This is a genomic window from Microbispora bryophytorum (assembly GCF_043197435.1).
GTDB classification, from domain to species: domain Bacteria; phylum Actinomycetota; class Actinomycetes; order Streptosporangiales; family Streptosporangiaceae; genus Microbispora; species Microbispora bryophytorum.
This window is the reverse complement of sequence record NZ_JBICTF010000007.1, coordinates 203,383-228,479: the sequence shown is the minus strand read 5'-3', so window position 1 is coordinate 228,479 and position 25,097 is coordinate 203,383. Positions and strand designations below refer to the sequence as shown.

General features: G+C 69.8%; 18 protein-coding genes. 10 read left to right on the top strand and 8 right to left on the bottom strand.

All coding sequences use genetic code 11. The features are described from left to right. Positions 1-2: 2 nt before the first annotated feature. Positions 3-830, bottom strand: a complete 828-nt coding sequence (locus ACGFIB_RS25205) for a collagen-like domain-containing protein (protein ID WP_393375406.1) — start codon at positions 828-830, stop codon at positions 3-5. A gap of 277 nt (positions 831-1,107) precedes the next feature. After that, positions 1,108-1,986, bottom strand: coding sequence for a polysaccharide deacetylase family protein (locus tag ACGFIB_RS25200; RefSeq protein ID WP_393375403.1), 879 nt, complete (start codon positions 1,984-1,986; stop codon positions 1,108-1,110). A 292-nt stretch (positions 1,987-2,278) separates the two neighbouring features. On the opposite strand from ACGFIB_RS25200, the gene ACGFIB_RS25195 reads away from it, so the two are divergent. After that, complete coding sequence (locus ACGFIB_RS25195) at positions 2,279-4,108, top strand: ABC transporter ATP-binding protein (protein WP_393375401.1); 1,830 nt, start codon at positions 2,279-2,281, stop codon at positions 4,106-4,108. Positions 4,109-4,145: 37 nt separating this feature from the next. On the opposite strand, the gene ACGFIB_RS25190 is transcribed toward ACGFIB_RS25195, so the two are convergent. Beyond that, positions 4,146-5,177, bottom strand: a complete 1,032-nt coding sequence (locus ACGFIB_RS25190; RefSeq protein ID WP_208762429.1) for a LacI family DNA-binding transcriptional regulator — start codon at positions 5,175-5,177, stop codon at positions 4,146-4,148. Between the two features lie 290 nt (positions 5,178-5,467). Here ACGFIB_RS25190 and ACGFIB_RS25185 point away from each other — a divergent pair, with 290 nt between their 5' ends. The 6 genes from ACGFIB_RS25185 (at position 5,468) to ACGFIB_RS25160 (ending at position 15,811) form a co-directional block, all read left to right on the top strand. Next, a complete protein-coding gene (locus ACGFIB_RS25185; RefSeq protein WP_393375398.1) occupies positions 5,468-7,474 on the top strand; it encodes a glycoside hydrolase family 127 protein in 2,007 nt (668 codons plus the stop codon). A gap of 135 nt (positions 7,475-7,609) precedes the next feature. Further along, positions 7,610-9,343 carry a hypothetical protein gene (locus tag ACGFIB_RS25180; RefSeq protein ID WP_393375396.1) on the top strand — a complete coding sequence of 578 codons (1,734 nt, stop codon included), beginning with the start codon at positions 7,610-7,612 and terminating at the stop codon, positions 9,341-9,343. Between the two features lie 106 nt (positions 9,344-9,449). Then, a complete protein-coding gene (locus tag ACGFIB_RS25175) occupies positions 9,450-10,733 on the top strand; it encodes a sugar ABC transporter substrate-binding protein (protein ID WP_357262444.1) in 1,284 nt (427 codons plus the stop codon). 59 nt (positions 10,734-10,792) lie between these two features. Next, entirely contained in the window at positions 10,793-11,773 is a 981-nt protein-coding gene (locus ACGFIB_RS25170) for a carbohydrate ABC transporter permease (RefSeq protein WP_357245433.1), read from the top strand. Then, a complete protein-coding gene (locus ACGFIB_RS25165) occupies positions 11,770-12,588 on the top strand; it encodes a carbohydrate ABC transporter permease (RefSeq protein ID WP_142574514.1) in 819 nt (272 codons plus the stop codon). The genes ACGFIB_RS25170 and ACGFIB_RS25165 overlap by 4 nt, the downstream gene beginning before the upstream one ends. Positions 12,589-12,757: 169 nt before the next feature. Further along, the gene (locus tag ACGFIB_RS25160) at positions 12,758-15,811 is read left to right on the top strand and encodes a LamG-like jellyroll fold domain-containing protein (protein ID WP_393375391.1); all 3,054 of its coding nucleotides are present in this window, start codon (positions 12,758-12,760) and stop codon (positions 15,809-15,811) included. A gap of 80 nt (positions 15,812-15,891) precedes the next feature. On the opposite strand, the gene sigJ is transcribed toward ACGFIB_RS25160, so the two are convergent. Genes sigJ through ACGFIB_RS25145 form a run of 3 tightly spaced genes read right to left on the bottom strand, consistent with a single transcriptional unit; the run spans position 15,892 to position 18,032 of the window. After that, positions 15,892-16,809, bottom strand: coding sequence for an RNA polymerase sigma factor SigJ (sigJ, locus tag ACGFIB_RS25155; RefSeq protein WP_223854004.1), 918 nt, complete (start codon positions 16,807-16,809; stop codon positions 15,892-15,894). Positions 16,810-16,837: 28 nt separating this feature from the next. After that, on the bottom strand, positions 16,838-17,128 hold the full coding sequence (locus ACGFIB_RS25150; RefSeq protein ID WP_142574516.1) for a hypothetical protein: 291 nt from the start codon (positions 17,126-17,128) through the stop codon (positions 16,838-16,840). A 19-nt stretch (positions 17,129-17,147) separates the two neighbouring features. Beyond that, the gene (locus tag ACGFIB_RS25145; protein ID WP_393375387.1) at positions 17,148-18,032 is read right to left on the bottom strand and encodes an NmrA family NAD(P)-binding protein; all 885 of its coding nucleotides are present in this window, start codon (positions 18,030-18,032) and stop codon (positions 17,148-17,150) included. A gap of 575 nt (positions 18,033-18,607) precedes the next feature. Between ACGFIB_RS25145 and ACGFIB_RS25140 the strand changes: the two genes are divergently transcribed. Next, positions 18,608-19,153, top strand: a complete 546-nt coding sequence (locus ACGFIB_RS25140; protein ID WP_393375384.1) for a DUF4352 domain-containing protein — start codon at positions 18,608-18,610, stop codon at positions 19,151-19,153. Between the two features lie 762 nt (positions 19,154-19,915). Here the strand turns inward: ACGFIB_RS25140 and ACGFIB_RS25135 are convergent. After that, entirely contained in the window at positions 19,916-22,906 is a 2,991-nt protein-coding gene (locus tag ACGFIB_RS25135) for a lectin (protein WP_393375381.1), read from the bottom strand. A 445-nt stretch (positions 22,907-23,351) separates the two neighbouring features. Beyond that, on the bottom strand, positions 23,352-23,717 hold the full coding sequence (locus tag ACGFIB_RS25130; protein WP_189105057.1) for a DUF5997 family protein: 366 nt from the start codon (positions 23,715-23,717) through the stop codon (positions 23,352-23,354). A gap of 54 nt (positions 23,718-23,771) precedes the next feature. Between ACGFIB_RS25130 and ACGFIB_RS25125 the strand changes: the two genes are divergently transcribed. Beyond that, a complete protein-coding gene (locus ACGFIB_RS25125) occupies positions 23,772-24,503 on the top strand; it encodes a LysR family substrate-binding domain-containing protein (protein WP_393375378.1) in 732 nt (243 codons plus the stop codon). A 287-nt stretch (positions 24,504-24,790) separates the two neighbouring features. Continuing rightward, the gene (locus tag ACGFIB_RS25120) at positions 24,791-24,994 is read left to right on the top strand and encodes a cold-shock protein (RefSeq protein WP_139577431.1); all 204 of its coding nucleotides are present in this window, start codon (positions 24,791-24,793) and stop codon (positions 24,992-24,994) included. Positions 24,995-25,097 lie beyond the last annotated feature (103 nt).

Here is a 25,097-nt window from a genome sequence, read left to right as displayed (position 1 = left end):
ACCTAGCCCCCCATACAGATCACATAGATGGTGCCGGTCACGCTCTTGCCGTAGAGCCTCCAGCCGACCGCCTTGCCGTTGATGAGGTAGGGCGCGTTCGTGATGATGTAGGGCGCGCTCGGGGTGGTGCCGGCGATGAAGCCGCCGCCCGTGGCGACCATGTCGTCCGGGCACATGATGTTGTCTTCGCCGCCGTTGGCCGGAAGGTAGAGGGCCTCCGCTTTGGTGATGACGTTGGCGGAGCCACCCCCGGAGCCCGCGGGGCCCGCAGGTCCGGCTGGCCCCGCGGGACCACGCGCGCCGGTCTCGCCCTTCTCACCCTTCGGGCCCTGGGGACCGGTGAGGCCGCGCGGACCGGTGTCGCCCTTCGCGCCCGCGGCGCCGGCGGGGCCGCGGTCGCCGTCCTTGCCGTCCTTGCCCGGGGCGCCGTCCTTGCCGGGGGCGCCGTCCTTGCCCGGGGCGCCGGGCTCGCCCTTGAGGCCCTGCGGACCGGCCGGGCCGCGCAGGCCCTGCGGACCCCGCAGACCCTGAGGACCGCGCAGACCGCGCGGGCCCTGCTCCCCGGTGTCACCCTTCGCGCCGGTGCCGCCGATACCCACCGGACCCTGCGGACCGGTCTTGTTCCACGACACCTTCGTCTCGGTCGCCTTACACCTCGTCGTGGCGTTGACCAGGCGCATATACCGCGTGCTCTTGTTCACACACGCGTAGAAGGCGGCGTCGCCCGCCGACGAAGCGGTGGCCGCGCCACCCAGAACCAGGACCGACCCGACCAGGGCGCCGGCCGTCACTAGGCCGATGCTCCGCCCGCCCGGCAACTTGATAGCCACGGACTTCCCTCTCTGAGGCATAAGGGGCAACTGACGCGCAAGAGGCGCGAGTGATACACGTCCGAGCGGAAGCGGCGGTTGTCCTTCCGTAGATCACGTATGCGCATCACCGCTCCATGTCAGCCACCTTGGTCAGAAGCCGCCCGAACCCGTTGCAGCGGGGGATTCTCAGGGGCGCGACGAGCGCCGGTAAGAGGGGCCCGGCGCGGCCGGCGGCGGCCGGGACTCCACAGGCGCCGCTCATCCGGACACCCCCTCCTGCTCGGGACCGGGACGGTCACGCCCGGGGACGGCGGGCCGTGAAGTCGTCCGCGATGGCGTCGAACGTGGACCACCGGACGCCCTCGTGCTTGTTGATGTGCTCGATCAGGCGCTCCAGCATGAGCAGGACCTGCGGGCGGCCAGAGACGTCCGGGTGGATCGTCATGGTGAAGACGGCGTACTCCGACTCGCGGTAGACCCAGTCGAACTGGTCGCGCCACATCTCCTCGATGTCGCGAGGGTTGACGAAGCCGTGGCTGTTCGGGCTGGTCTTGATGAACATCATCGGCGGCAGGTCGTCGAGGTACCAGCTCGCCGGGATCTCGACGAGGTCGGTCTCCTCCCCGCGCACGAGCGGCTTCATCCACTCGCGGGCGTCCCTGCCGTAGTCGATCGTCGACCAGGTGTCGCCCACGCGCACGTAGTACGGCTCGAAGTCGCGGTGCATGAGCGAGTGGTCGTACGTGATGCCGCGTTCGAGCAGCAGTTCGTTGGTGACCGGCGAGAACTCCCACCACGGCGCGACATACCCCGTGGGACGCCGGCCGGTGCGCGTCTCGATGAGGTCGATGCAGTGGCCGAGGACGGTCGACTCCTGCTCACGGGTCATCGCGATCGGATTCTCGTGGCTGTAGCCGTGCAGGCCGATCTCGTGTCCGGCGGCCACGACCTGCTCGAACTGCTCGGGAAAGGTCTCGATGGAGTGACCCGGCCAGAACCAGGTCGACGGCAGGTCGTACTTCTTCATCAGGGCGTTGAGCCGCGGCACGCCCACCTCGCCCGCGAACAGACCGCGCGAGATGTCGTCCGGGGAGCCCGCACCGCCGTAGGAGCCGAGCCAGCCGCCGACCGCGTCGACGTCGATCCCGAACCCCACGAAGATTTCCTTGGCCACAGTGCGTCCTCTCTTCCTGGTACCGAGGGGCCGGACATGGGCGGCAAGGGTCTGCCGCGTGACTCTGCCCGCGTGGCTCTGCCGTCTGATGACGCCACCCTCGGACAGCGGCGGCGCCGGTGGCGGCCCGCCTGATGAAGCCATGCCCACTGCCCCGGCCGCGTACGAGGTCCGCCCGCCGCCGTTCCCGTACGGCGCCGGACGGCCCTACGGGGTGGCGGGAAAACCACTCGCTCTCCCCTCACGCACTGCGAGAGCATGGCCACGGCGGGTTGGCGTGCGGGGAGGGCTGATGGCTGCGCTCGGGTCGATCGAGGATGCTGAAAACGGTCCATCCGTGCGCAGGTCGGCGGTTCTGCTGGCGCTGCGCTACTACTGCGGCGAGCTGAGGCGCCAATGGCTGGTCGCGGTGCCCGCGCTGACGTTGCCGGCGCTGGGGAACATCTGCCTGTTCTATCTGGCGCCGCTGGCGGTGGCCGGCCTCGTGGGGCACCTGTCCGGCGGCGGGGACGGCACCGTCGACGCGCTGCTGCCGTACGTGCTCGGCTTCGGCGCGATGCTGCTGGCGGGCGAGGTGCTGTGGCGGCTGGGGCTGCACTTCCTGAACCGCGCCGACGCCCGGGGCATCGAGCGGCTCGGCGTGGTGGGCATGGACGACCTGCTGGCCAAGGACACCGCGTTCTTCCACGACAACTTCGCCGGCTCGCTGACCAAGCGGGTGATCGGCTTCTCCTCCAGGTTCGAGGACTTCGCCGACACGCTCACGTTCTCGATCGTGGCCAAGGTGGTGCCCCTGGCCTTCGCCTCGGTGGTGCTGTGGCGATACCACCCGCTGCTGGTCCTCGTCCTCGTGGGCCTCATCATCGTCACCGGGTTTCTCGTCGCCCCGCTCATCCGCCGCCGCCAGGCGCTGGTGGACCGGCGCGAGGCCGCCAGAGTGCTGGTGTCGGGTCACGTCGCCGACGTGCTGGCCAACATGGACACGGTCCGCGCGTTCGCCGCCGAGGAGCGTGAGGCCGCCGAATATCGGGCGAGGATCGCCGAGCAGCGCAGGTTGTCCCTGCTCTCCTGGGATTACGGCAACCTCAAGGTGGACACCGTCGTCGCCCCGCTGTCGGTGCTCACCAGCTCCGTGGGCCTGCTCCTCGCCGTGGCGCTGCGCGGCGGCCTCGGCGTGGAGGCCATCGTGGTGACGTTCACCTACTACACGAACGCGATCGGCATCATGTTCGAGTTCAACCAGATCTACCGGCGCGTGGAGAGCGTGCTCACCGAGGCGGCCCAGTTCACCGAGCTGCTCCTCGTGCCGCCGACGGTGGTGGATCCGGTCGATCCGCAGCCGCTGCGCCCGGCCGACGCGAGCGTCCGCTTCGAGCGGGTGAGGTTCGGGTACGCCGGGGGCACGCCCCTGTTCGACGGCCTGGACCTCGACATCCCCAGCGGCGCCAAGATCGGGCTGGTCGGCCAGTCCGGCGGCGGCAAGAGCACGCTCACCCGGCTGTTGCTGCGGCTCATGGACGTGAACGGCGGCAGGATCCTGATCGGCGGCCAGGACATCGCCCGGCTGCGTCAGGCCGACCTGCGCAGCCTCATCGCCTACGTCCCTCAGGAACCCGCCATGTTCCACCGGTCCGTGCGCGACAACCTCGCGTTCGCCCGGCCGGGCGCGACCGACGCCGAGATCCTCCGGGCCGCGCGGGCGGCGCACGTCACGGAGTTCGTCGAGTCGCTGCCGGACGGGTTCGACACCCTGGTCGGCGAGCGCGGCGTCAAGCTCTCCGGCGGTCAGCGGCAACGCATCGCGCTCGCGCGCGCCATCCTGCGCGACGCCCCCGTCCTGCTGCTGGACGAGGCGACCAGCGCCCTGGACTCGGAGAGCGAGATCCTCGTGCAGGAGGCCCTGTGGCAGTTGATGCAGGACCGTACGGCACTCGTGGTCGCGCACCGCCTGAGCACCGTCGTCCGGATGGATCGGCTTGTCGTGCTCAACCGGGGACACATCGCGGAGCAGGGCACCCACGGCGAACTGCTCCAGGCCGAAGGCCCCTACGCCCGGCTCTGGCACCACCAGTCCGGAGGCTTCCTCATCGAGGACGACGCCCCGGACGCGCTCCACCGCTGACCGGCCCCCGCTGCTCGCACCCCGGGGGCCGGGCCGGTCACGGGAGCGGCACGGTGGTCGACTCCCGGACGGTCGACTCCCGGACCACGAGCCGGCAGGGATGGGCGTGGCGGCCGGGGGAGGGGGAGCCGTTGATGGCGGCCAGGAGCATCTGCGCCGCCGACCGGCCGAGCCCTTCGAGGTCCAGATCGATACTGGTCAGCGGCGGCTGGCAGGCTTCGGTCATGACGTCCCAGTTGTCGAAGCCGATGAGGGCGACGTCCTGGGGGACCCGGCGGCCGGCGGCCCGCAGTGCGTCGCAGACGCCCCGGGCGATCTGGTCGCTGCCGCAGAAGACGGCGTCGAACTCGGTCCGGCCGGCCAGGAGGATGCCGACGGCTTGACGGCCCCACACCTCACTCCATCCGCCGAACAGAGGCGGAGCGACCAGCGACAGCCCGTCCTCGGCGAGCCGCTCCGTGGCCGCGGCCGCGCGTACCCGGGCGGAGTTGTGGTGCTCGGGTCCCGTGATGTGCGCGATCCGGGTGCGCCCGACGGCCAGGAGGTGCTCGACCGCCTTGCGGGCGCCGCCCGCCTCGTCCGGGACCACTGAGCAGTCGCCGGGGTCGGCCGAGCTGATGAAGGCGTAGACCACGGGCACGGGCAGGTTGGCGCCGATGGGCGCCCGCGCCTCGGTGCGCCGGCCGGTCACGATCATGCCGTCGACCCGGCGGCTGAGGAGGGTCTTGACGTAGTACTGCTCGCGGATGGGATCGTCGCGCCCGTCACAGAGGAAGACCGACATCTCCCCGGCGCCCAGCGCGTCCTCCGCGCCCATCAGCACGGGGATGCTGAACCGCCCTATCGTGTCCGTCGTGATCATGCCGACCGTGTAGGTGCGGCCCGAGTGCAGGCTCCGGGCGCCCGCGTTCGCCTCGAAGCTGAGCTGCCGGGCCGCCTCCCGCACGCGCATGCGGGTCTCCTCCCGCAGCGATCCGCGTCCGTTGAGCGCCTTGGAGGCCGTGCCCACCGACACCCCGGCCAGCGCCGCGACGTCGGCGATCGTGGCATGACGCTCCAGCTTTCCCACGTTTCCTCCACTTTCCTAGGGGGTTGCCTGAGCACCACTCTATAGGCCGTACGTGCGACTCCGAAGCCCCTGTAACAACGTGGAAACGGGCTATTGACGGTCTGGAAGCCGGTTGGATACCGTGACGGCAATCGTTTTCCTAGTTTCCTACTGCAAGCGATCACGCCCCTGGCTTCTCGCTTCGCAGTCACCAGGGTGGTCCGCTTTGACGGGCTTCCCGCGTCCCTCGCCGTGAGCGGGAAATCGTTCGGCGGCGTGAAGGACGTCCGCTGCTCCACGAAAGATGAGGCATGACTGAGCAGAAGTTGTCTGGCACCTCTGCCGCTCCCGGCGCCCGGGCGATGCAGGTGTCGGCCCCGTTCGAGCTCCGCGGTTCCGCGGGGCCGGTCGCACCGGGACCCGGGGCGGTCGCCGCGCTGTGGCCGCTGAACCCGGACCAGGCCCGTCTCGACACGGGAGGTCTGCTGGGGAGGTGGCAGCGGCGCAACGCCGAGGACACCCTGCCGCACTGCGTGGACAACCTGCACCACGCCGGCAACATCGGCAACCTCCAAGCCGCCGCGGGCGAGTCGGACGCGGCGTTCGCCGGCATGTGGTTCGCCGACTCCGACGTCCACAAGACGCTGGAGGCCGCGGCCTGGGAGCTGGGCACCTCGTCCGGCGACGATGCGCTGCGGTCGTTCGTGGAGGACACGGTCGCGCTGCTCGCCCGCGCCCAGCAGGCGGACGGCTACCTCAACTCCTACTTCACCCTCGTCGCGCCGGACGATCGGTGGCGCAAGCCGGACTGGAGCCACGAGCTCTACTGCGCGGGCCATCTCTTCCAGGCGGCGGTGGCCGCGGCCCGCACCGGTGTGAGCCCCGCGCTGCTGGCCGTGGCCCGGCGGTTCGCCGACCTGCTGGTGGAGCGGTTCGGCTCGGACGGTGTCGAGGAGGTCTGCGGGCATCCGGAGATCGAGACCGCGCTCGCCGAGCTCTACCGGCTGACCGGCCACCGCCCCTATCTGGACCTGGCGCGCCGGTTCCTCGACCTGCGCGGGCGGGGGCTGCTCGGGCACGGGCGCTTCGGGCCCGCCTACTACCAGGACCACGTGCCCGTGCGGGAGGCCCGCGAGGTCACCGGCCACGCCGTACGCCAGCTCTACCTGCTGGCCGGGATGGTCGACGTGGGCGTGGAAACGGGCGACCACATGCTGCTGGACGCGGCCGAGCGACTGTGGGAGGACGCCGTCCACCGGCGCTCCTACGTGACCGGCGCGCACGGCTCGCGCCACCGCGACGAGGCGTACGGCGACCCGTACGAGCTGCCGCCCGACCGGGCCTACGCCGAGACCTGCGCGGCGATCGCGAGCGTCCAGGCGAACTGGCGGCTGCTGCTGGCCACCGGCCGGGCCCGCTACGCCGACGAGATGGAGCGGGCGCTGTACAACGCGGTCGCCGCCGCCGTGTCGTCCGACGGCAGGCACTTCTTCTACTCCAACCCCCTGCAACTGCGCACGGGACACACCGGCTCGGGTGAGGAGGCGGCGTCGCGCCGGTTGCCCTGGTATTCGTGCGCCTGCTGCCCGCCCAACATCGCCCGGCTGATGGCCTCGCTGCACGGCTACCTGGCCACCGCCCACGACGACGGCCTGCAGATCCACCTGTACGCCGCGGGCAGCGTGAACGCCGAGGTCGCGGGAGGCGCCGTACAGGTGGACATGCGCACCGAATATCCCTGGCAGGGCCGGGTCGAGCTGACCGTGACCTCCGGGACCACGGCCCCCTGGACGCTCGCGCTGCGCGTGCCGGCCTGGTGCGACGCGTACACGGTCCGCATCGACGGCGGCCCGGTGATGGCCCCCGCACGGGACGGCTACATCCGGCTCACCCGGGCCTGGGCGCCGGGCACGACGGTCGTCCTCGACCTGGAGATGCCGGTCAGGCAGGTGACCGCGCATCCGCGCGTGGACGCGGTGCGAGGCTGCGTCGCCCTGGCGCGTGGTCCGCTCGTCTACTGCCTGGAGCAGGCCGACCTGCCGCCCGGCACGCTCCTGGAGGACGTGCGGCTGGACCTCACCGTCCCCGCGGCCGCCGCTCCGGCCACAGCGGATCACCGGGAGGACCTGGCGGACATTCCCGTCGTGATCAATGTGGGCGGGCTGGTGGCCCAGGGCGGCGACTCGCTGTACGCCACCGGGATGAGGCGGGAGCGGCCGGGTGCGCCGCTCGCGCTCACGGCGGTGCCGTACTTCCTGTGGGGCAACCGGAGCGAAGGCCCGATGCGGGTCTGGATCCCGGTCGCCGCCACGGAATGACCTCGCGGGCCGCAGCATGCGGCCCGCGGCGACAGAAGGGACCGCTCGCGGCGCACGCCGCCGAAATCGGGGCGGGCGGTCCCGGCTTCACCTCCTCTCCACCCCCCACCTGAGCACAGAAAGAGCGAGGTAAGTATGCGCAGACCCCGACGCACGACCTTGTTGTCCGCGTTGGCCGGGTCGCTGACGGTGTCCCTGACCGGGGCACTGACCGGGGCACTCGTCCCACTTGCGCCCGCCGAGGCCGCGGGCGCCACCCTGACGGTGAACGTGGCGCAGCCCTTCCGGCCGGTCACGCACGTCGCGGCCGGCGGCCTGTACGGCCTGGCGGAAAACAGCCGCCCGGCCGACTCCGCGCTGCTGCCGCTGAAGGTCAACTCGCTGACGCAGCCCGCCCCGGGCGTGGGGCAGCGGCCCAACGGCCAGCCGCCCGGCGGTGACTCGCTGCTGGTGGCCCCGCAGGCCACCCGGGTGGGGGCCGGGGAGTACGTCCGGATGCCCGACATCTACCCCAACTTCCCCTACCAGTGGGTGAGCTGGACCGACTGGCTGGCCAAGGTGAACACGATGGTCACCGCCCGCCGCAACGCGACCTCGGTGACCAACGTCATCGGCTGGGAGCTGTGGAACGAGCCCGACGGGACGTGGAACACCTCCGCCGCCGGGTCCTTCAACGACGGCTGGACGCGCACCTTCCGGGCCGTACGGGCGCTGGACACCACGACGCCGATCGTCGGCCCGAGCATCTCCTACTACAACCATTCCTGGTTGTCGTCGTTCCTGAGCAGCGCCAAGGCCGCGGGCACGCTGCCCGACGTCATCTGCTGGCACGAGCTGGGCGGCGACCCCAGTGGCATCGCCGCGCACATCGCCGACTACCGCGCGCTGGAGTCCTCGCTCGGCATCAGCCCCCGCCGCATCTCGATCAACGAGTACGCCGCGCCGAGCGAAGTGGACGTCCCGGGCCGGATCGCCAGCTATGTGGCCAAGTTCGAGCGTGCCGGTGTCGAGACGGCACACAGGGCGTTCTGGTACGAATACGGCACCATGAACGGGCTTGTCGTCAACAACAGCCAGCCCACCGGCACCTGGTGGCTGTACAAGTGGTACGGCGACATGGCCGGCCGCATGGTCACCACCACGCCGTCCACCCAAACCGGGCTGGACGGCTTCGCCTCCTACGACGCCACCCGCAAGATCGTCAACGTGGTCCTGGGCAACGAGTCGGGCACCAACACGGTGCGCGTCACCGGCATCGGCGCGCTGGGCTCCTCGGTCCGGGTGACCTTGCAGTCGACCCCCTCGAACGGCCGGTTCACCGCCGTGACCGCGCCCACGACCATCTCCACGAGCACGTACGCGGTGAGCAACGGGCAGATCAGCGTCCCGGTGCCGAACATGTCGGCGACCAGCGCCTACAACCTGGTGATCCAGCCGACCGGCGGGGTGCCGTCCTACCAGCAGCGCTACGAGGCGGAGAACGCGTCGGTCTTCCGCGCCCAGCGGCTGAGCGGCTCCAGCGCGTCCGAGGGCGGCTACGTCGGGCGCATCGACAACAGCAACGGTGATCACAGCACCGACAGCTACGTCGACTTCGTGGTGAACGTGCCCACCGCCCGGGCGTACACCATGACCATCGGCTACGCCAACGCCACCGGGGCCACCGCCACGCAGGGGCTGGCGTACAACGGCGGCGCCTGGACGACGGTCAGCTATCCGCCCACCGCCGCCTGGGGTCAGTTCGGCGCCACGGTCAGCACCACCGTGAACCTGCGGGCGGGCTACAACGTGATCCGCCTGGCCAAGGGGTCCCCCTACTTCGACGGCGGGACCGGCTATGCCGAGCTGGACTACATCCAGCTCACCTGAGCCCCATCCGAGCCCACAGCGCGGGTTCGCACCCTGACCGTGCGGACCCGCGCCGGTGAACGAGACGACAAGCGGCCGGACGCCGGCCGTCGAAAGGAAGAACGATATGGAAAGCCTCGACAGGGGCCGGCGCGCCGCCGGCCTGGCCCTGGTGGTCCTCGCCGTCGCCGGTGGTCTCACCGCGTGCTCCGGCTCGTCCGGGAGCGACGGCACCGACAGCGCCACGGCGGGCGCGAGCCAGGCCGCCGGGGGCGGGACCTACACGATCTGGGACCCCTACCCGCAGTTCGACGACTCCTCCGACTGGGTGAAGCTGCTCACGCAGTGCGGGACGGAGGCCGGGGTGACCGTCAAGCGGACGGGCTACGACACCACCGACCTGACCAACAAGGCGCTGCTGGCCGCCCAGCAGGGCAACTCCCCGGACGTGCTGATCGTGGACAACCCGGTCGTCTCGACGCTGGCCGAGGCCGGCGTGCTGACCTCGACCGACGAGACGAAGATCGACACCACGACCGTCTCGCCGAACCTGCTCGCGGCGGGCCAGCTCGGCGGCAAGACGTACGGCATCCCGATCGGGGCCAACACGCTCGCCCTCTACTACAACAAGGAGGTGCTGAAGAAGGCCGGGGTGGACGCGGACGCGGTGAAGGACTGGGCGTCGCTGACCGCCGCGCTGGAGAAGGTCAAGGCGGCGGGCAAGAAGGGCATCACGTTCTCGGGCATCGGCACCGAGGAGGGCAGCTTCCAGTTCCTGCCCTGGTTCTGGGGCTCGGGCGCGCAGCTCACGAAGCTCGACTCACCCGAGGGCGTCGCGGCGCTGTCGCTGTGGGCCGACTGGGTGAAGAAGGGCTACGCCCCCACCTCGGTCATCAACAACACCCAGACCACGAGCTGGCAGGAGTTCGCGACCGGGGACTTCGCCTTCGGCGAGAACGGCACCTGGCAGCTCGCCAACGCCAAGAAGACCGGCTTCGACTACGGCATCATCCCGATCCCCGCCAAGGACGGCGGCACCGCCCCCGCCCCGACCGGCGGTGAGTTCGTCACCCTTCCCGTGCAGAAGGACACCGCCCGCTACGTCGCCTCCCAGAAGCTGGTGACGTGCCTGGCCAGCACCGGCAACTCCTACACCACCGACACCACGCTGTCGTACATCGCGCCGACCGAGGAGGTGCAGGCCAAGCAGGTCGAGCAGAACGCCGAGCTCAAGGTGTGGGTGGAGGCGGTCAAGGCCGCGAAGGGCCGCACCAGCGACGACCTCGGCACGAAGTACCCGAAGATCTCCGAGCCCATGTGGAAGGCGATGCAGGCCGCGCTGAGCGGGTCGCAGTCGGCGCAGGAGGCGCTGACGGCGGCTCAGGGCACGGCGGAAAGCGCCGTCCAGTAGCGTCCGGGCCCGGGCGTCGGTCGCCGGGCCCGCCTCTGGCCGTCCAGATGAAGGAAAGCATGAAACACGCAACACAGACGCCGGCCCCGCCGACCGCGGCGGGCCGGCGGGAGCGGGCCCCGGGGCCACAGTCCGGAGGCGATCGCGGCGCACCCGTACGGCGATCGGGTCAGTGGGCGGCGTGGGCGTTCCTCGCCCCGGTGGTGGTCTACCTGCTCGCGTTCTACGTCTATCCGCTGTACCGCAACGTCGACCTGAGCCTGCGGAACTACACGGTGCGGTCGTTCGTGCAGGGCGACGCGCCGTTCACCGGGCTGGCCAACTACGGGAAGGCCGTCCGCGACGCCACGTTCGGGCCGGCGCTGTGGCACACGGTGGTGTTCACCGTGGTGTCGCTGGCCTTCCAGTTCACCATCGGGCTCGCCCTGGCCGTGTTCTTCACCCGGAACTTCCGGCTGTCGGCGACCCTGCGCGCGCTGTTCCTGGTGCCGTGGCTGCTGCCGCTGATCGTGTCGTCCTCGACCTGGTCGTGGATGCTCAACAGCGAGTCGGGCGTGGTCAACGCGGTGCTCGCGGCGGTGGGGATCGACCCGGTCAACTGGCTGACGTCCCCGGACTGGTCGCTGTGGTCGGTGACCATCGCCAACATCTGGATCGGCATCCCGTTCAACCTGGTCGTGCTCTACAGCGGGCTGCAGGCGATCCCCTCCCACATCTACGAGGCGGCGGCCCTGGACGGGGCCAGAGCCTGGCAGCGGTTCTGGCGGGTGACCTTCCCGCTGCTGCGGCCGGTCTCGGCGATCACGCTGCTGCTCGGGCTGGTCTACACGCTCAAGGTGTTCGACATCATCTGGATCATGACCAAGGGCGGGCCGAGCGACGCGTCCACGACGCTGGCCACCTGGTCCTACCGGCTGGGCTTCGGCAACATGCTGCCCTCCTTCGGCCCCGGCGCGGCGGTGGGCAACCTCCTGATCGTGATCGCGCTGGTCTTCGGCCTCGTCTACATCCGCGTGCAGCGACGGCAGGGGGCGGCATGACAACCCGGCGTACCTGGTGGCGGACCGGCCTCGGCGTGGTGTTCACCGCGCTCATGCTGTTCCCGGTCTACTGGATGATCAACGTCTCGTTCACCCGCGACCAGGACATGCGCAAGTCGCCGCCGTACTGGTTCCCCGTCCACGGGACGCTGGAGGGGTATCGCGCGGTGCTGGAGCAGCAGGGGCCCTACCTCGCCACCAGCCTCGTGGTGGGGCTGGGCACCGTGGCCCTGACGGTGGTGATCGCGGCGCCCGCGGCGTACTCGCTGGCCAAGCTGCGCCCGCGCGGCGGCGGGGTGCTGAGCTTCGTGCTGCTGATCGCGCAGATGATCCCCGGTGTGATCATGGCGATGGGGTTCTACGCGATCTACCTGAGCACCGGCGTGCTCAACACCGTGCCGGGGCTGATCGTGGCCGACTCCACGCTGGCGGTGCCGTTCGCGGTGCTGATCTTCACCGCGTTCATGTCCGGCATCCCCGAGGAGCTGATGCAGGCGGCCCGGGTGGACGGCGCCGGCCCGCTGCGCACGTTCTGGTCGGTCGTGCTGCCGGTCAGCCGCAACTCGGTCATCACGGTGTCGCTGTTCGCGTTCCTGTGGGCCTGGTCCGACTTCGTCTTCGCCTCCACCCTCGACCAGGGCGGCGGCCGTCAGCCGATCACGCTGGGCATCTACCACTACATCGGCAACAACAACCAGGAGTGGAACGCCATCATGGCCACCGCCGTGGTCGCCTCCATCCCGGCAACCGTCCTGCTCGTCATCGCCCAGCGGTACGTCGCGGCGGGCGTCACCGCCGGCGCGGTGAAGGACTAGCGGTGAAGGACTAGAGGAAGCGTCCCGCATCCCGGAAGAACGCCACCATCCGGGCTCGCCGCTGATGTTAGCGCTAACACTGGGTCTCGGCGGCATCGCCGGGGCCCTGCGGGACGCCACAAGAAAGGTGAACGTCCTGTCGTTCACACAATGTGAAGGAGTAGCACCCATGTCTCGAACGGCATTTCCCCCGGGAGGTGCTTCAGCCCCGCGCCCTGGCCGCAACCGGCTCCGGCGCGTATCCCGCCACGCCGCGGCCCTGGTGGCCGCGCTCACGAGCGCGGCCGCGGGAGCCGCCCTCTCCGCCGTGCCCGCGTCCGCCGCCGCGAACGCGGCGCCGGTCCCGGCGTCCACGCTCGTGGTGAAGGCCGACCAGCCCTTCCGCCCGGTCACGCATGTCGCGACGGGGTCCCTGTACGGCCTCGCGGACGACGCGACGCCCTCCGACGCCCTGGTCAAGGCCATCAAGCCGAACACCTTCGTCCAGATGGCCGTGGGCGGCAAGCAGCAGGCGAAGGGCGACGTGCTCGTGGTCGCCGACAAGGCGGCCCGAGCGGGTGCGAAGGTCGTGAACCGCCTGTCGGACTACTACGCGGGCTGGCCGTACAAGTTCACCTGGGACTCCTGGCCGGGCGTGGTGGAGCAGCAGGTCAAGGCCGTCCAGGCGTCCGGAGCGACGAACATGGTGGCCTGGGAGCTGTGGAACGAGTCGGACAACACCTGGCTCTCGTCCAACGGCACCTACGAGGACTTCTGGACGAAGACCTTCCGCCAGGTGCGATCGCTCGACCCGACCACGCCGATCCAGGGCCCGAGCTTCTCCGACAACATCAACGACATGGAGAACTTCCTGAGGAACGCGGTCGAGACCGACACGGTTCCCGACATCATCTCCTGGCACGAACTGATCAACTCGGGCAAGATCGTGGGTGACCTCGCCAAGGTCAACGCGATCATGAAGGACCTCGGCATCAGCCCCCGGCCGATCTCCATCGAGGAGTACGCGGCGCCCTCCGAGGTCGGCATCCCCGGCTCGCTGGTGGGATACATCGCGAAGTTCGAGCGATACGGCATCCACGACGCCGAGCTCGCGTTCTGGAACGGCTACGGCGCGCTCGGCGACCTGCTGACCGGCACGGGCGGGAAGCCGAACGGCGCCTACTGGCTCTACAAGTGGTACGCCGACATGAGCGGGGACATGGTCACCACCACCCCGCCCAACGCCACCACCGGCCTCGACGGCGCCGCCGCCGTGACCACCGACAAGAAGCAGGTCAGCGTGGTCTTCGGCGGCGCCGGCGGCGCCACCGCCGTCAAGGTCGACGGGCTGGACAAGCTCGACCTGGGCGACACCGTCCACGCCACGCTCGAGTACACCCCGTCGTACGGGCGCACCAACCCCGTCGCCGGCCCGATCACCATCTCCGACACCGTCTACAAGGTGACCGACGGCTCCATCACCGTGCCCGTGGCGATGAGCTCCGCCGACGCCTACCACCTGGTGGTCAGCGGCGCCGGTACGGCGACCGACCTGGAGAACACCTACCAGATCACCAACCTCAACAGCGGGCTCGCGCTCGACACCCACGATGCGGGGACGTCGGCCGGGACCCTCGTGAACCAGGCCACCGTCGCGGGCGGCGCCACGCAGCGATGGAAGCTGGTCTCCACCGGCTCCGGCCTGGTCAAGGTCGTCAACGCGGCCAGTGGCCTGGTGCTCGGGGTGAAGGACGCCTCGTCCGGCAACGGTGCGTCCGCTGTCGTGGAGACCGACACCGGCGGCAACACCCAGCTCTGGCAGGTCGTCCCCGACGGGAAGGGCCACAACCAGCTCGTGAACTACGACACGGGCCTGGTGCTCGCCGTCGACGGCATGAGCAAGGACTCGGGCGCCCAGGTCGTGCAGTGGAGTGACACCACCGTCACGTCCTCCGGCATCGGCGGCACCCGGGTGACCGGCAAGCTCGGGAAGGCCGTCGCGCTGTCCGGAGCCAGCCAGTACGTCAACGTGCCGCGCGGCGCGGTGAGCGGCGTCACGGGCGACTTCACGGTCTCGACGTGGGTCAACCCGGCCAAGAACACGACGTGGTCGCGCGTGTTCGACTTCGGCACCGGCGCGTCGAACTACATGTTCCTGACGCTCACCAATGGCGCCGGGCTCCGGTTCGCCATCACGACCGGCGGCGCCGGCGGGGAGCAGCTGATCAGCTCCACCACGTCGCTCCCGCTCAACACCTGGTCGCTGGTGACGGTGACCGTGTCCGGCACCACCGGCACCCTCTACGTCAACGACAAGGTCGCGGGCACCAACGCCAACCTCACCCTGCACCCCTCCAGCCTTGGGAACACCACCCAGAACTGGATCGGCCGCTCGCAGTACTCGGGGGACCCCTACCTGGCCGCCGCGGTCGACGACTTCAACGTCTACAGCCGCGCGCTGACCGCGTCCGAAGTGTCCGCCCTCGCGACCGGGCAGGCCGGCGCGGGCGACGTCCTGCGCTACACGTTCGACGAGAGCACGGGAACGGCCGTCGCGGACTCCTCGGGCAACGGACGCAACGCGACCCTCGTCGCCAGCCCGGCGCCCGCGACGGGCGACGGCACCGTCCCCGACCACTTCTGGACCCTCGCGCCCTACCTGGCAATCAAGGGCGTCTCGGTGGCCGACGGCGCCACCGTCTCCGGCACGCCGACCTTCACCGTCGATCTCGGCGGTGCGGCGTCCGACGTGTCCTACACCTACATCGAGCTCAACCGCGACGGTGTCTGGCTGACCGACAACACCAAGGCATCCGGCAGCCACAACGACGGGCTTCACCCCAACCTCGTCGTCGACACCACCGCCTACCCGAACGGCACCTACCAGCTCAAGATCGACGCGGTCGGCACGAACGGGCTGACCACCGAGCAGACCGTCTCCTTCGTCATCGGCAACCCGCCGGCCTGGGCCGCCACCACGGTCTACGACACGGATGACCAGGTGTCCTACCACGGATCGGTCTGGCACGCCTCGTGGTGGACGAAGAACCAGACCCCCGGCGATCCGTACGGCCCGTGGCAGGAGTTCGTGACCACGGCGGACGGCACCGCTGTCTGGACCCCGTCACGGATCTTCGACTCCGGCGACCGGGTGGACTACCAGGGCGTCGCCTACCAGGCGCAATGGTGGACCCGCAACCAGAAGCCGGGCGACCCGAACGGTCCCTGGAAGCGCGTCGGATAAAGGCGGCCGATGTCACCGGGCCGGGCGTCCTCCGGGGCGCCCGGCCTTTCGGGCGTCCGGCCCTTCGACCCGAGGTGCGGCTAATCGTTTCGGGATATTTCCTGACCTTTCCCGGCGGTGTGGCCGGAGACGGATCCCAGCTTGTCGGGGTTGCTGACCACGTAGATGTCGCGCACCTGCTCCCCGTCCGCGTCGAGGTCGAGCACCATCACCGCGAGGGGCGCGTCCTCCGCGAAGACGACCACAGAGGGGTCACCGTTGACCTGACGGTGCCGGACGTCCACGCCGCCGCGCGCGTTGGCCACGACCACCCGGGCGACCTTGTCGCGGCCGCGGATCGGACGCGGCCCGCCCACCGCCGACTTGCCTCCGCCGTCGGGCCACAGGACGACGTCCGGCGCGAGCATCTCCATCAGAGCGGGCAGGTCACCGCCGAACGCCGCCTCGACGAAGCGCTCGGTCACCTCCCGGTGCGTACGCCGGTCGACCCGGGCGCGTGGACGCCGCGCCTGGACGTGTTCGCGGGCCCGGTGGGCGATCTGCCGGATCGCGGGCGGGCTGCGGTCCAGCATGGCGGCGATCTCGTTGTGCTGGTAGGCGAACACCTCGTGCAGGACGAACACGGCCCGCTCCAGCGGGGTGAGCGTCTCCAGGATCACCAGCAGGGCGATCGACACCGACTCCGCGCGTACCGCGGGTTCGGCGGCGTCGGGACCGGTGATCAGCGGTTCCGGCAGCCACGGGCCCAGGTAGGTCTCCTTGCGCCTGCGCAGCGCGCTCTGGTGACCGAGGGCCTGGTTGACCGCGACACGCACCAGGTAGGCGCGGGGGTTGTCGACGCCGGCCACATCCCGTGCCGCCCACGCCAGCCAGGTCTCCTGAAGCACGTCCTCGGCGTCGCCGACCGTGCCGAGCATGTTGTAGACGATGGAGAACAACAACTCACGGTGGCCGGCGAACACCTCGGAAGCGTCGGCCGCGGGGGTTTCACGCATCATGGGGCTCCTTGCCGCTAGGGATACCGGATCAGCGCGTCGCGCACAGCACCAGGGCGGGATCGTGCCGGCATCGAAGCTCATCCGTTCCGGAAGGCGGCGATGTGGCCGGCCACCCAGCCGGCGTACGTCCGTGCCGGACGGCCGCTTCCCCGGCCTCCCTGTTCCGGTCCCCCCGCCATCGGGACGGCTGCAGGTCGAACGGATCGTCGATGATCGCCGACGGGACCACCACCCTGCTCACGCCCCGCTCGGCGGCCAAGGCGAGGAGCCGGTCGGCCGAGTCGCCGAAGATGCGTGAGTCCAGGGTGATGAGGATCATGGGTTTCGCCTTCGTGAGGTCAGCGCGGGCCGGTGGGCAGGAAGTGACGGGCGTTGTCGGCGGCCCATTGGGCGAACGTGCGCGGCGGCCGGCCGACGACCTGCTCGACATCGCCGATGAGCCTGGTGGCGAAGTCGCTGGGCGTGCCGTAGACCCGCAGCAGGCTCTCCACCAGGTCCGTCTCGTCGGCTCTCTCGATTTCCGCGAACGCACGGAAGAGGGCAAGCTGCGGACGCCGGTCCGGCACGCTCCACTCGCGGCGCACCTCGTCGGGGGTGAGCTCCTCGAACCGCAGATCGCGGCCGGTCGCCTCGGCGATGATCGCGACCATCCGCCGTGCGGTCAGCACCTCGGGGCCGGTGAGGTGGTAGGACCTGCCGCCGTGACCGTCCTGCGTCAGCACGGCCGCCGCGACGGCGCCGATGTCGTACTCGTCGACCGGCGGGCTCTGCCGATCTCCGTACGGCTCACGCACCCGCCCGGTGGTCCGCAGCGACTCGCCCCAGTCGTTGAGGAAGTTGGCCATGAACTGCGTCGGCCGCAGGAGGGTCCACTCCAGGCCGCTCGCCCTGACGGCCGGCTCCAGCGTGCCCTCCTGCCAGCCGCCCAGCACGGTGGCCTTGGCGACTCCGGCCCGCTCCGCGAGCGCGACGATGTCGCGTCCGTTGGCGAGAGGCCGGTAGCCGACGCCGAAATTGATCAGGTGGACGGCGGTGACGCCGTCGAAGGCTCCCTCCAGGCCGGCGGCGTCGGTGAGGTCACCGCCCACAGCCTCGACGCCGTACGGCAGGACGGCGCGGCCGGGGTCCCGGGTCAGCGCCCGCACCTTCCGGCCGCGTTCGAGAAGATGGTGGACCACCTGCCGGCCGACGGTCCCGGTGGCTCCGGTGACGAGAATGGTCATGCCGAGTGCTCCTTGTCGCCGTGGGTCACGCCGTCCCGCCCGCTGGGCGCGCACGGGAACGGTCACGCCTCCTAAGAGGACCGGCGGGGAGCGAAGTGTGACGTCGCGGGCGGATTTACCACGCGCTCGACCTGGACACGCTGTTCGAGCTCGACCTGAAGTGCCCGCTGGACGGGATGGCGACGCTTATCGGGCTCAACGAGCGCCGGGCGCGGACCACGCCGACGGCACGCTCACCGGCTCCCTTGGCCTCCCGAAGGCTAACGATCTGATCAATCGGCAGGGAGAGGTAACCCGTCTCGGTGGATCACTCGTCCCGTGATCGTCCAGTTTCACATGACCTCCCGGAGATTCACCGATGACCGAGCAGCCTCCCGGCGGCTATCAGCCGGACCCTCGCCAGTTCCCGCAGCAGCCGTACCCGTACCAGGGGCCTGGGGGTCCGCAGCCTCAGCAGTACGGCCCACCTGCCTACGGTCCTCCACCCGGCTACGGCTACCCGCCTCCGCCGCGGCCGCCCAAGAAGTCGAACACAGGGCTGATCGTCCTTGCGGTGATCGGCGGGATCTGCCTGGGTGCTGTTCGCCGGGTGCGGCGTCCTGGTCGCCCTCACCGGCGATAACACGAACTCCCCCACGGTGGCGACCGTACGACAAGACGAGACGGCCCCGGCCGTCGGCGACGACCAGGAGACAGAGCAGCCCGCGGACGAGTCGGAGGACAAGACCGCGGGGAAGGTCGGCACCCCCGTCAGGGACGGCAAGTTCCAGTTCACCGTGAAGAAGGTGTCCCGCGCCGACAGTGTCGGGTCTGGGTTCACCGAGCAGAAGCCCAAGGGCGAGTTCATCCTGATCGTCATCACCGTGGAGAACATCGGCGACGAAGCCCAGTCGTTCGCCGGGTCCGTGCAGAAGCTGATCGACGCCGACGGCCGTGAGTATGAGGCCGACACCGGGGCGGCACTCTGGCTGAAAGACTCCAAGAGCCTGTATGAGCAGATCAATCCAGGCCTGTCGGTGGATGGGACGGTGGTCTTCGACGTGCCGAAGGGATTGAACCCGGTGGCGATCGAGCTGCATGACTCGCTGTTCTCGGGTGGGGTTCGGGTGTCGCTGAAGTGAGCATGTGAATCTGCCCCGTCTGCCGGGCGTCTCGATGTACGGGCGGCTACGTGGCCGCCAACGACTGACCGACGTCGCCGCCAACCGTGGCCAGGACACTGTGAGGCGATGGTAAGCGCCGCGGGGATGAACGGCTCCGTGGGCGGTCGGCAGGTAGGGCTGTCCGACGAAGGCGAGCGGCGTGCCGAAGCGCGACGGGATCGTGATCGCAATCGCAGCTTGCCTCTGCGGCTCACCGGATGCGTGACCAGCCAAGACGGCAGGAGGTCACGCCTAGGGCAGTTCGCGGCGCGCCAGAGCTTCGGAGAAGGGCTCTCCGGTTCTCCGGGCGTACGTCATTCGCGCGCGCACCTCGCTGAGCGAGCGCGGGCGGTAACCAGGGCCCCCGCAGCAACTCTTGTGAAAGCGGACGCCCGCGTGCAGCAGCACCGAGAGCGTCCGCCAGCCTGCCCTGTCGGTACGGCGCGGTGCCGCGAAGGCGGAGCCGACATGGACAAGCGGCTGCGCGCATCGAGGGCAGAGCCGATCGTCGAGGCCCAGGCCTGGAAACGGCTGCTTGTACGAGGCTCGGCAGGGCAAGCAGACGAAGGAGGTCTTCCCATGGGCCATGCGGGCAGATTAGGCCGATCATTCGGCAAAGGCGACAGGATTCGGGCTGCCTCGCAGGAGCCGTCGTGAGGCCGTTCCACGACATCAGTCGGCAGCGGGAGCCGGTCGATTCCTGGCGGCTTCCCGCCAGGAATCGACCGGGTGAGCGGCGGTTCAGCCCCAGAGGGCTGAGTTGCCGAAGTTGGCGGGTTCGGTCTCGCCCGCTGCCCCGGCCGTGTCGGTGGTCGTGATCGTGATGGTGGCGTCGGGCAGGCCCGAGGACTTCGCCGTGATGGTGGTGGTGCCGGCGTAGTAGGAACGGAACTCGATCGCCATCTTCCCGTCGAAGGCCGAGACGTTCGGCGTGAAGGTGTACGACTTGCCGCCGGGCAGGATTCCCGGGCCGCTGGTGACGGTCAGTGTGACGGCGCGGGTGTCGTTGACCCAGGCGCCGGACGAGTTCCGCATCGTCACCACGAGCTGGGTGTCCGTGGCGCCGTCGTCAGTGATCGTCGTCGGGGAGTACTTCCCGGCTTCCAGCGTCATCCGGGTCGCTGTTCCGCTCGTGGATCGTTCGCGGGCCACGGGCGTGGGGTCGGCGACATTGGTGAGGCCTGTCCACCTCGACTTGTTGGCCCGGTACCAGTACCACTGGTCCTTCGGCAGCCGGTAGTAGTCGATCATGCCCATGCGGGCGAAGGCGGCACTCATGATCGTGCCGTGGTCGAAGCCCGCCCAGATGGCCAGTCCGGCGCTTCCGGTCGTGAGCGTGAACCTGGTGCCGTCGGACGGATCCGCGACGTCGCCGTACGTCGGGTTGTATGTACCGGGCCGGTCGGAGGTGTACGACCCGTACTCCGAGACGACGTTCGGCATCCACGTGTTGGTGATCTTCCCGCCGTCGCCGTTGTAACCGGCGACGTCACTGACCGAGAGCTGGTCGAGCGAGCTGCGTTGCACGCCGCCCAGCCCTGCCTTGCGCGTCGGATCGAGCTGGTGGGAGTAGTCGCGCATCCTGCTCACCAGCGCCCTGGCGTTGTTCAGGGTGGATGAGGAGGTGAAGAACACCTCGTTGCCCATCGACCAGTTGATGATCGAGGGATGGTTGCGGTTGACCCGGATCATGTCGCGCAGGCCGTCCAAGGCGCTCTGCTCGAAGGCCGCCTGGTCGGCCGTCTTCTGCGGATAGCCGTCCGCCTGGTAGTCGTTGACGGTGCCGGTCGGCGTGGGCTCCCTGCCGGCGGTCGCGGTCGCCCAGAAGGTGGCCTCCGACCAGAGCATGACGCCGAGCCTGTCTGTGGAGTCCGCGAAGGACGGGTCGTGGGGATAGTGCGAGCCCCGGATGAAGTTCATCCCGGCCTCACGGATGTAGCGGACGTCGCGGTCGAAGCCCGAGTTGGTGACGGCGTTGCTCCAGCCGCCGTGGTCCTGGTTCGCGTCCGCCCCGACGAGCAGCGTCTTGACACCGTTGAGATAGAAGCCGTCCACCTTCCACTGCGTGCTCCGGAAGCCGAACGTGGTGTCGTAGCTGTCGACGATGACACCGTTGTCGACCGCCCCGTCCGGAGTGCGGTCGATCACCAGAGAGGTGGTCACGGTGTAGAGCGCCGGGTTGTTCGGCGCCCAGAGGTCGAGACCCTGCAGCATGGCGGAGGTGTTCGAGAGAGATCCGCTCAGCGCGTCGAGCGTCGTCGTGGCCGCGGCGCCGAGCGTCCGTACGGGCGAGGTGAACGTCGCCAGCACGCCGGCCGATCCCTGCTTGCGCACCTCCTGGCGCGCGTAGACGTCGACCGCGGCGGAACCGTCGTTGCGGACCTCCGTCTGCGCTCTGACGTTGGAGCGGCGGGCGGTGATGTTCGCGCGCAGGTCGGTCTCGCTCGGATACTGCGACAGATCGATGTTCCTGTAGTACGCCGAGTTGCTCGTGTTCCAGGCCGGGTTGGTGAGCGCGGGGGTGGTGACGAAGGTGCCGTACCAGGTGACGTGGACGTTGTCGGTGACGTTCAGGTAGACGTCACGGTAGAGGCCGCCGCTGAACTGGTGGTCGCCCGTGCGAGGGGCGAGGTCCGGTTGCCAGCGGTTGTCCACGCGCACCGCTATCACGTTGTCGCCGGTCCGGATCGCGCTAGTGATGTCGAAGGCGAATCCCGTGTAGCCGCCCCGATGCGTGCCTGTTTTGGTTCCGTTGACCCAGACATCGGTGATCGAGAACGCGCCCTCGAACTCGAGCTCGACGCGCTTGCCGTCCCAGGACGAGGGAACGGTGAAGTGCTTGCGATACCAGCCCGCACCCACGTGAAAGTTCTGCCCGCCGGTGGAGCCGCCCACGTTGTACGGCGCGTCGAAGTCGTGGGGCAACGCCACGGGGACCCATCTCGAGTCGTCGAAGCCGGCGTTCTGGGCGCCCGTCACATCCGAACGGACGAACCTCCACCCCCGGTCGAAGTTGACCTTCTGCCGTGAGCTCGATCCGGTCGGCGGGCTGCTCGACGGCGACGGCGACGGGGTGGGGGAGGCGGACGGCGTCGGGCTCGGAGTCGGGCTCGGAGTCGGGCTGGGCGTGGGGCTGGGTGTCGGGCTGGGGCTGCCTCCGGCGGTGCTCCACCTCTGGTTGGCCTGTCCGCTGCAGGTCCACAGGATGACCGCGGTCCCGTTGGCCGTGCCGTTGCCGTTCACGTCCAGGCACAGACCCGACTGCCCGCCGGTGATCGACCCGTCGGCGTTCTGCCGCCACTTCTGGTTGTTCTGCCCGTTGCACGACCAGATGACCACTGTCGTGCCCGGCGAGGTCCCCCCGCCGTAGGCGTCCACGCACCTCGTGCCGTTGAACGTCCGCAGCTCACCGGCCGAGGTGAACTCGAACGCCTGGTTGGCCTGCCCGTTGCAGTCCCAGATCTGCAGGGCGGTGCCGGGCGCGTCGGCGTTTCCCGCCACATCCAGACACCGGCCCGAGGCGGTGCTGACCAACGAGGACGCGGCCGCCGCCGCCGGCGCCGCCCATGTCATCGCCGCCGCGACCACCGTCACCATCGCGGCGGCCATCGCGGCGATCCCTGTCTTTCCGCGTACGGGTGGGGGGGAGTGCAACGATCCTCCTGGGGTGCAGGCCTGACCGTGGGGGCGGCCGAGCAGCGTCGTCGCCTCGAAGACTGTGAGCGCTAACATCGGAGCTCCGGGGTGAGCCCCCGTCTCGGGCCGCCCACCCGCGTTCCGGAGTGTCACCGAAATCGAGGCAGATCGTTTCCTGATCGGGAAGCTATTCAGCGCATCCGTCTCCGTCAATAGACCCGATCGGTGCACCGGTGTGGGCCCTGCGACCGCCGCCGCGGGGACAGCAGAACCCGCAGTTGGATCCCCAGGTCGCGCTGTGATTCACGGTGCCGATGGCTCCGCCGGAGGCGGAAAACCTCGGACGTAAAAGTGGGAGAGTTTCAGCCGATGGTCGGCTGTCCGAACGCAGGGCGGCCCCGGACCGGTGGCCTGCCTGGCACGTCCCGGTAGGCCATGGCGCGGTAGAGCTGCTCATGCGCCGGGCCGCGCTGGAAAGACTCAGCGGCTCGCCCGGATGGCAGCGGACCGAACCGGTCCAGATCGCCACTCCCCAGCGCTGCTAGCGCTGCTTGAGGCGCTGTGCTTCCTTGCGCACCTCGGCCTGGACCGACCGCTCGTGCTTCAGCCACTCGGGGTCCTCCGCCTTGATGGCCTCGATCTCGGCCGTGGTGAGCGGTCCGGTGATGCCGGCCCTGGCCAGGCCCGAGTTGGAGATGCCCAGCTTCACGGCGACGACCTGCCTGGGATGCGGACCGTTGCGCCGCAGATCGGCCAGCCACGCCGGCGGATCGGCCTGCAGCCTGTTCAGCTCATCCCTGGAGACGACTCCCTCCTGGAACTCGGCGGGAGTGGCCGAGAGGAGCACACCCAGCTTCTTGGCCGCGGTCGCGGGCTTCATCGTCTGGGTGGTCTTGAGCTTGGTCATGATGTCAAGGGTATGGCGGGAAGCCGCCTCCCCGGACATCGGTACCCTGGGCAGGTGACCGACAGGGAGTTTCGGCTGGCTTACGTGCCTGGGGTGACGCCCGCCAAATGGGTCAACGTATGGGCCGAGCGTGTGCCCGACGTGCCACTCGGCCTGGTCTCCGTCGCCGCCGCCGACGTGGTGCGGCTCCTGCACGAGGGCGGCGCCGACGCCGGGTTCGTGCGGTTGCCCGTGGACCGTGCAGGGCTCAGCGTGATCCCTCTCTACGCCGAGACCACCGTGGTCGTGGTGCCGAAGGATCACGCGGTGGCCGCCGCCGACGAGGTGACCGTTGCCGATCTCGCCGACGACGAGGTGTTCCATCCGATGGACGACACCCTTGAGTGGACGGCCCTGCCGGGGCGGCCGGCTTTCACGCGCCCGGACACGACGGCGGAGGCGATCCAGCTCGTGGCGGCGGGGGCCGGGCTGCTGCTGGTCCCGCAGTCGCTGGCGCGCCTGCATCACCGCAAGGATCTGACCTACCGGCCGGTCGTGGAGACGCCGCAGTCGCAGATCGCGCTGGCCTGGCCCGCGGAGGCGACGACCGAACTGGTAGAGGACTTCATCGGCATCGTCCGGGGGCGTACGGCGAACAGTTCGCGGGGCCGCACCCCCGCACCTGCCCAGGAACCCGCGTCTGCCCAGGAAAAGGCGCGGAAGCAGCCGCGCAGTCCCGCTCCGGGCGGGTCGGGCCGGCGGGGCACGCAAACCGGCCGGGGCAGGAAGGGCCGCCGCCCCCGCTGAACCGGTTCCCGGTCAACAGACGTCGTCGAGTGCTTGACCGCGTACGGGGTCATGCCCGCGGCCGGGATGTACGGCGGTTTCGTAAAGGGGGCCACACGGGCGCGCCTATCGGGTACTGTTTCTAAGAAACAGGTTGTGTCGAAGTCCCAGTTTGCGTAACAGCGCCTGTGGAGCTATGACAGCGGGCGTTACCGTACGGAGCCGAGGCTTTCCCAAGGCGGTCGGTCGCAGCAGCCCGGGGATCACACCCGTGGTCCTCGAGATCGTCTTATCAAGGAGAAAGCAACATGGCTCAGGGAACCGTCAAGTGGTTCAACGCCGAAAAGGGCTTCGGCTTCATCGCTCCCGACGACGGCACTCCGGACGTCTTCGTCCACTACTCTGCCATCGACGCCGGCGGCTACCGCTCGCTGGAGGAGAACCAGCGGGTCGAGTACACCGCGGGCCAGGGCGCCAAGGGCCCGCAGGCCGAGCAGGTTCGCCCGCTCTAAGCGACGCTTCGCCGCCGATGCCGGGCACATAGTGGCCCGTCATCCGACGACATCCGGCCCCGGGCTCCTCACGGAGTCCGGGGCTTTGTCATGCGCCGGTGGA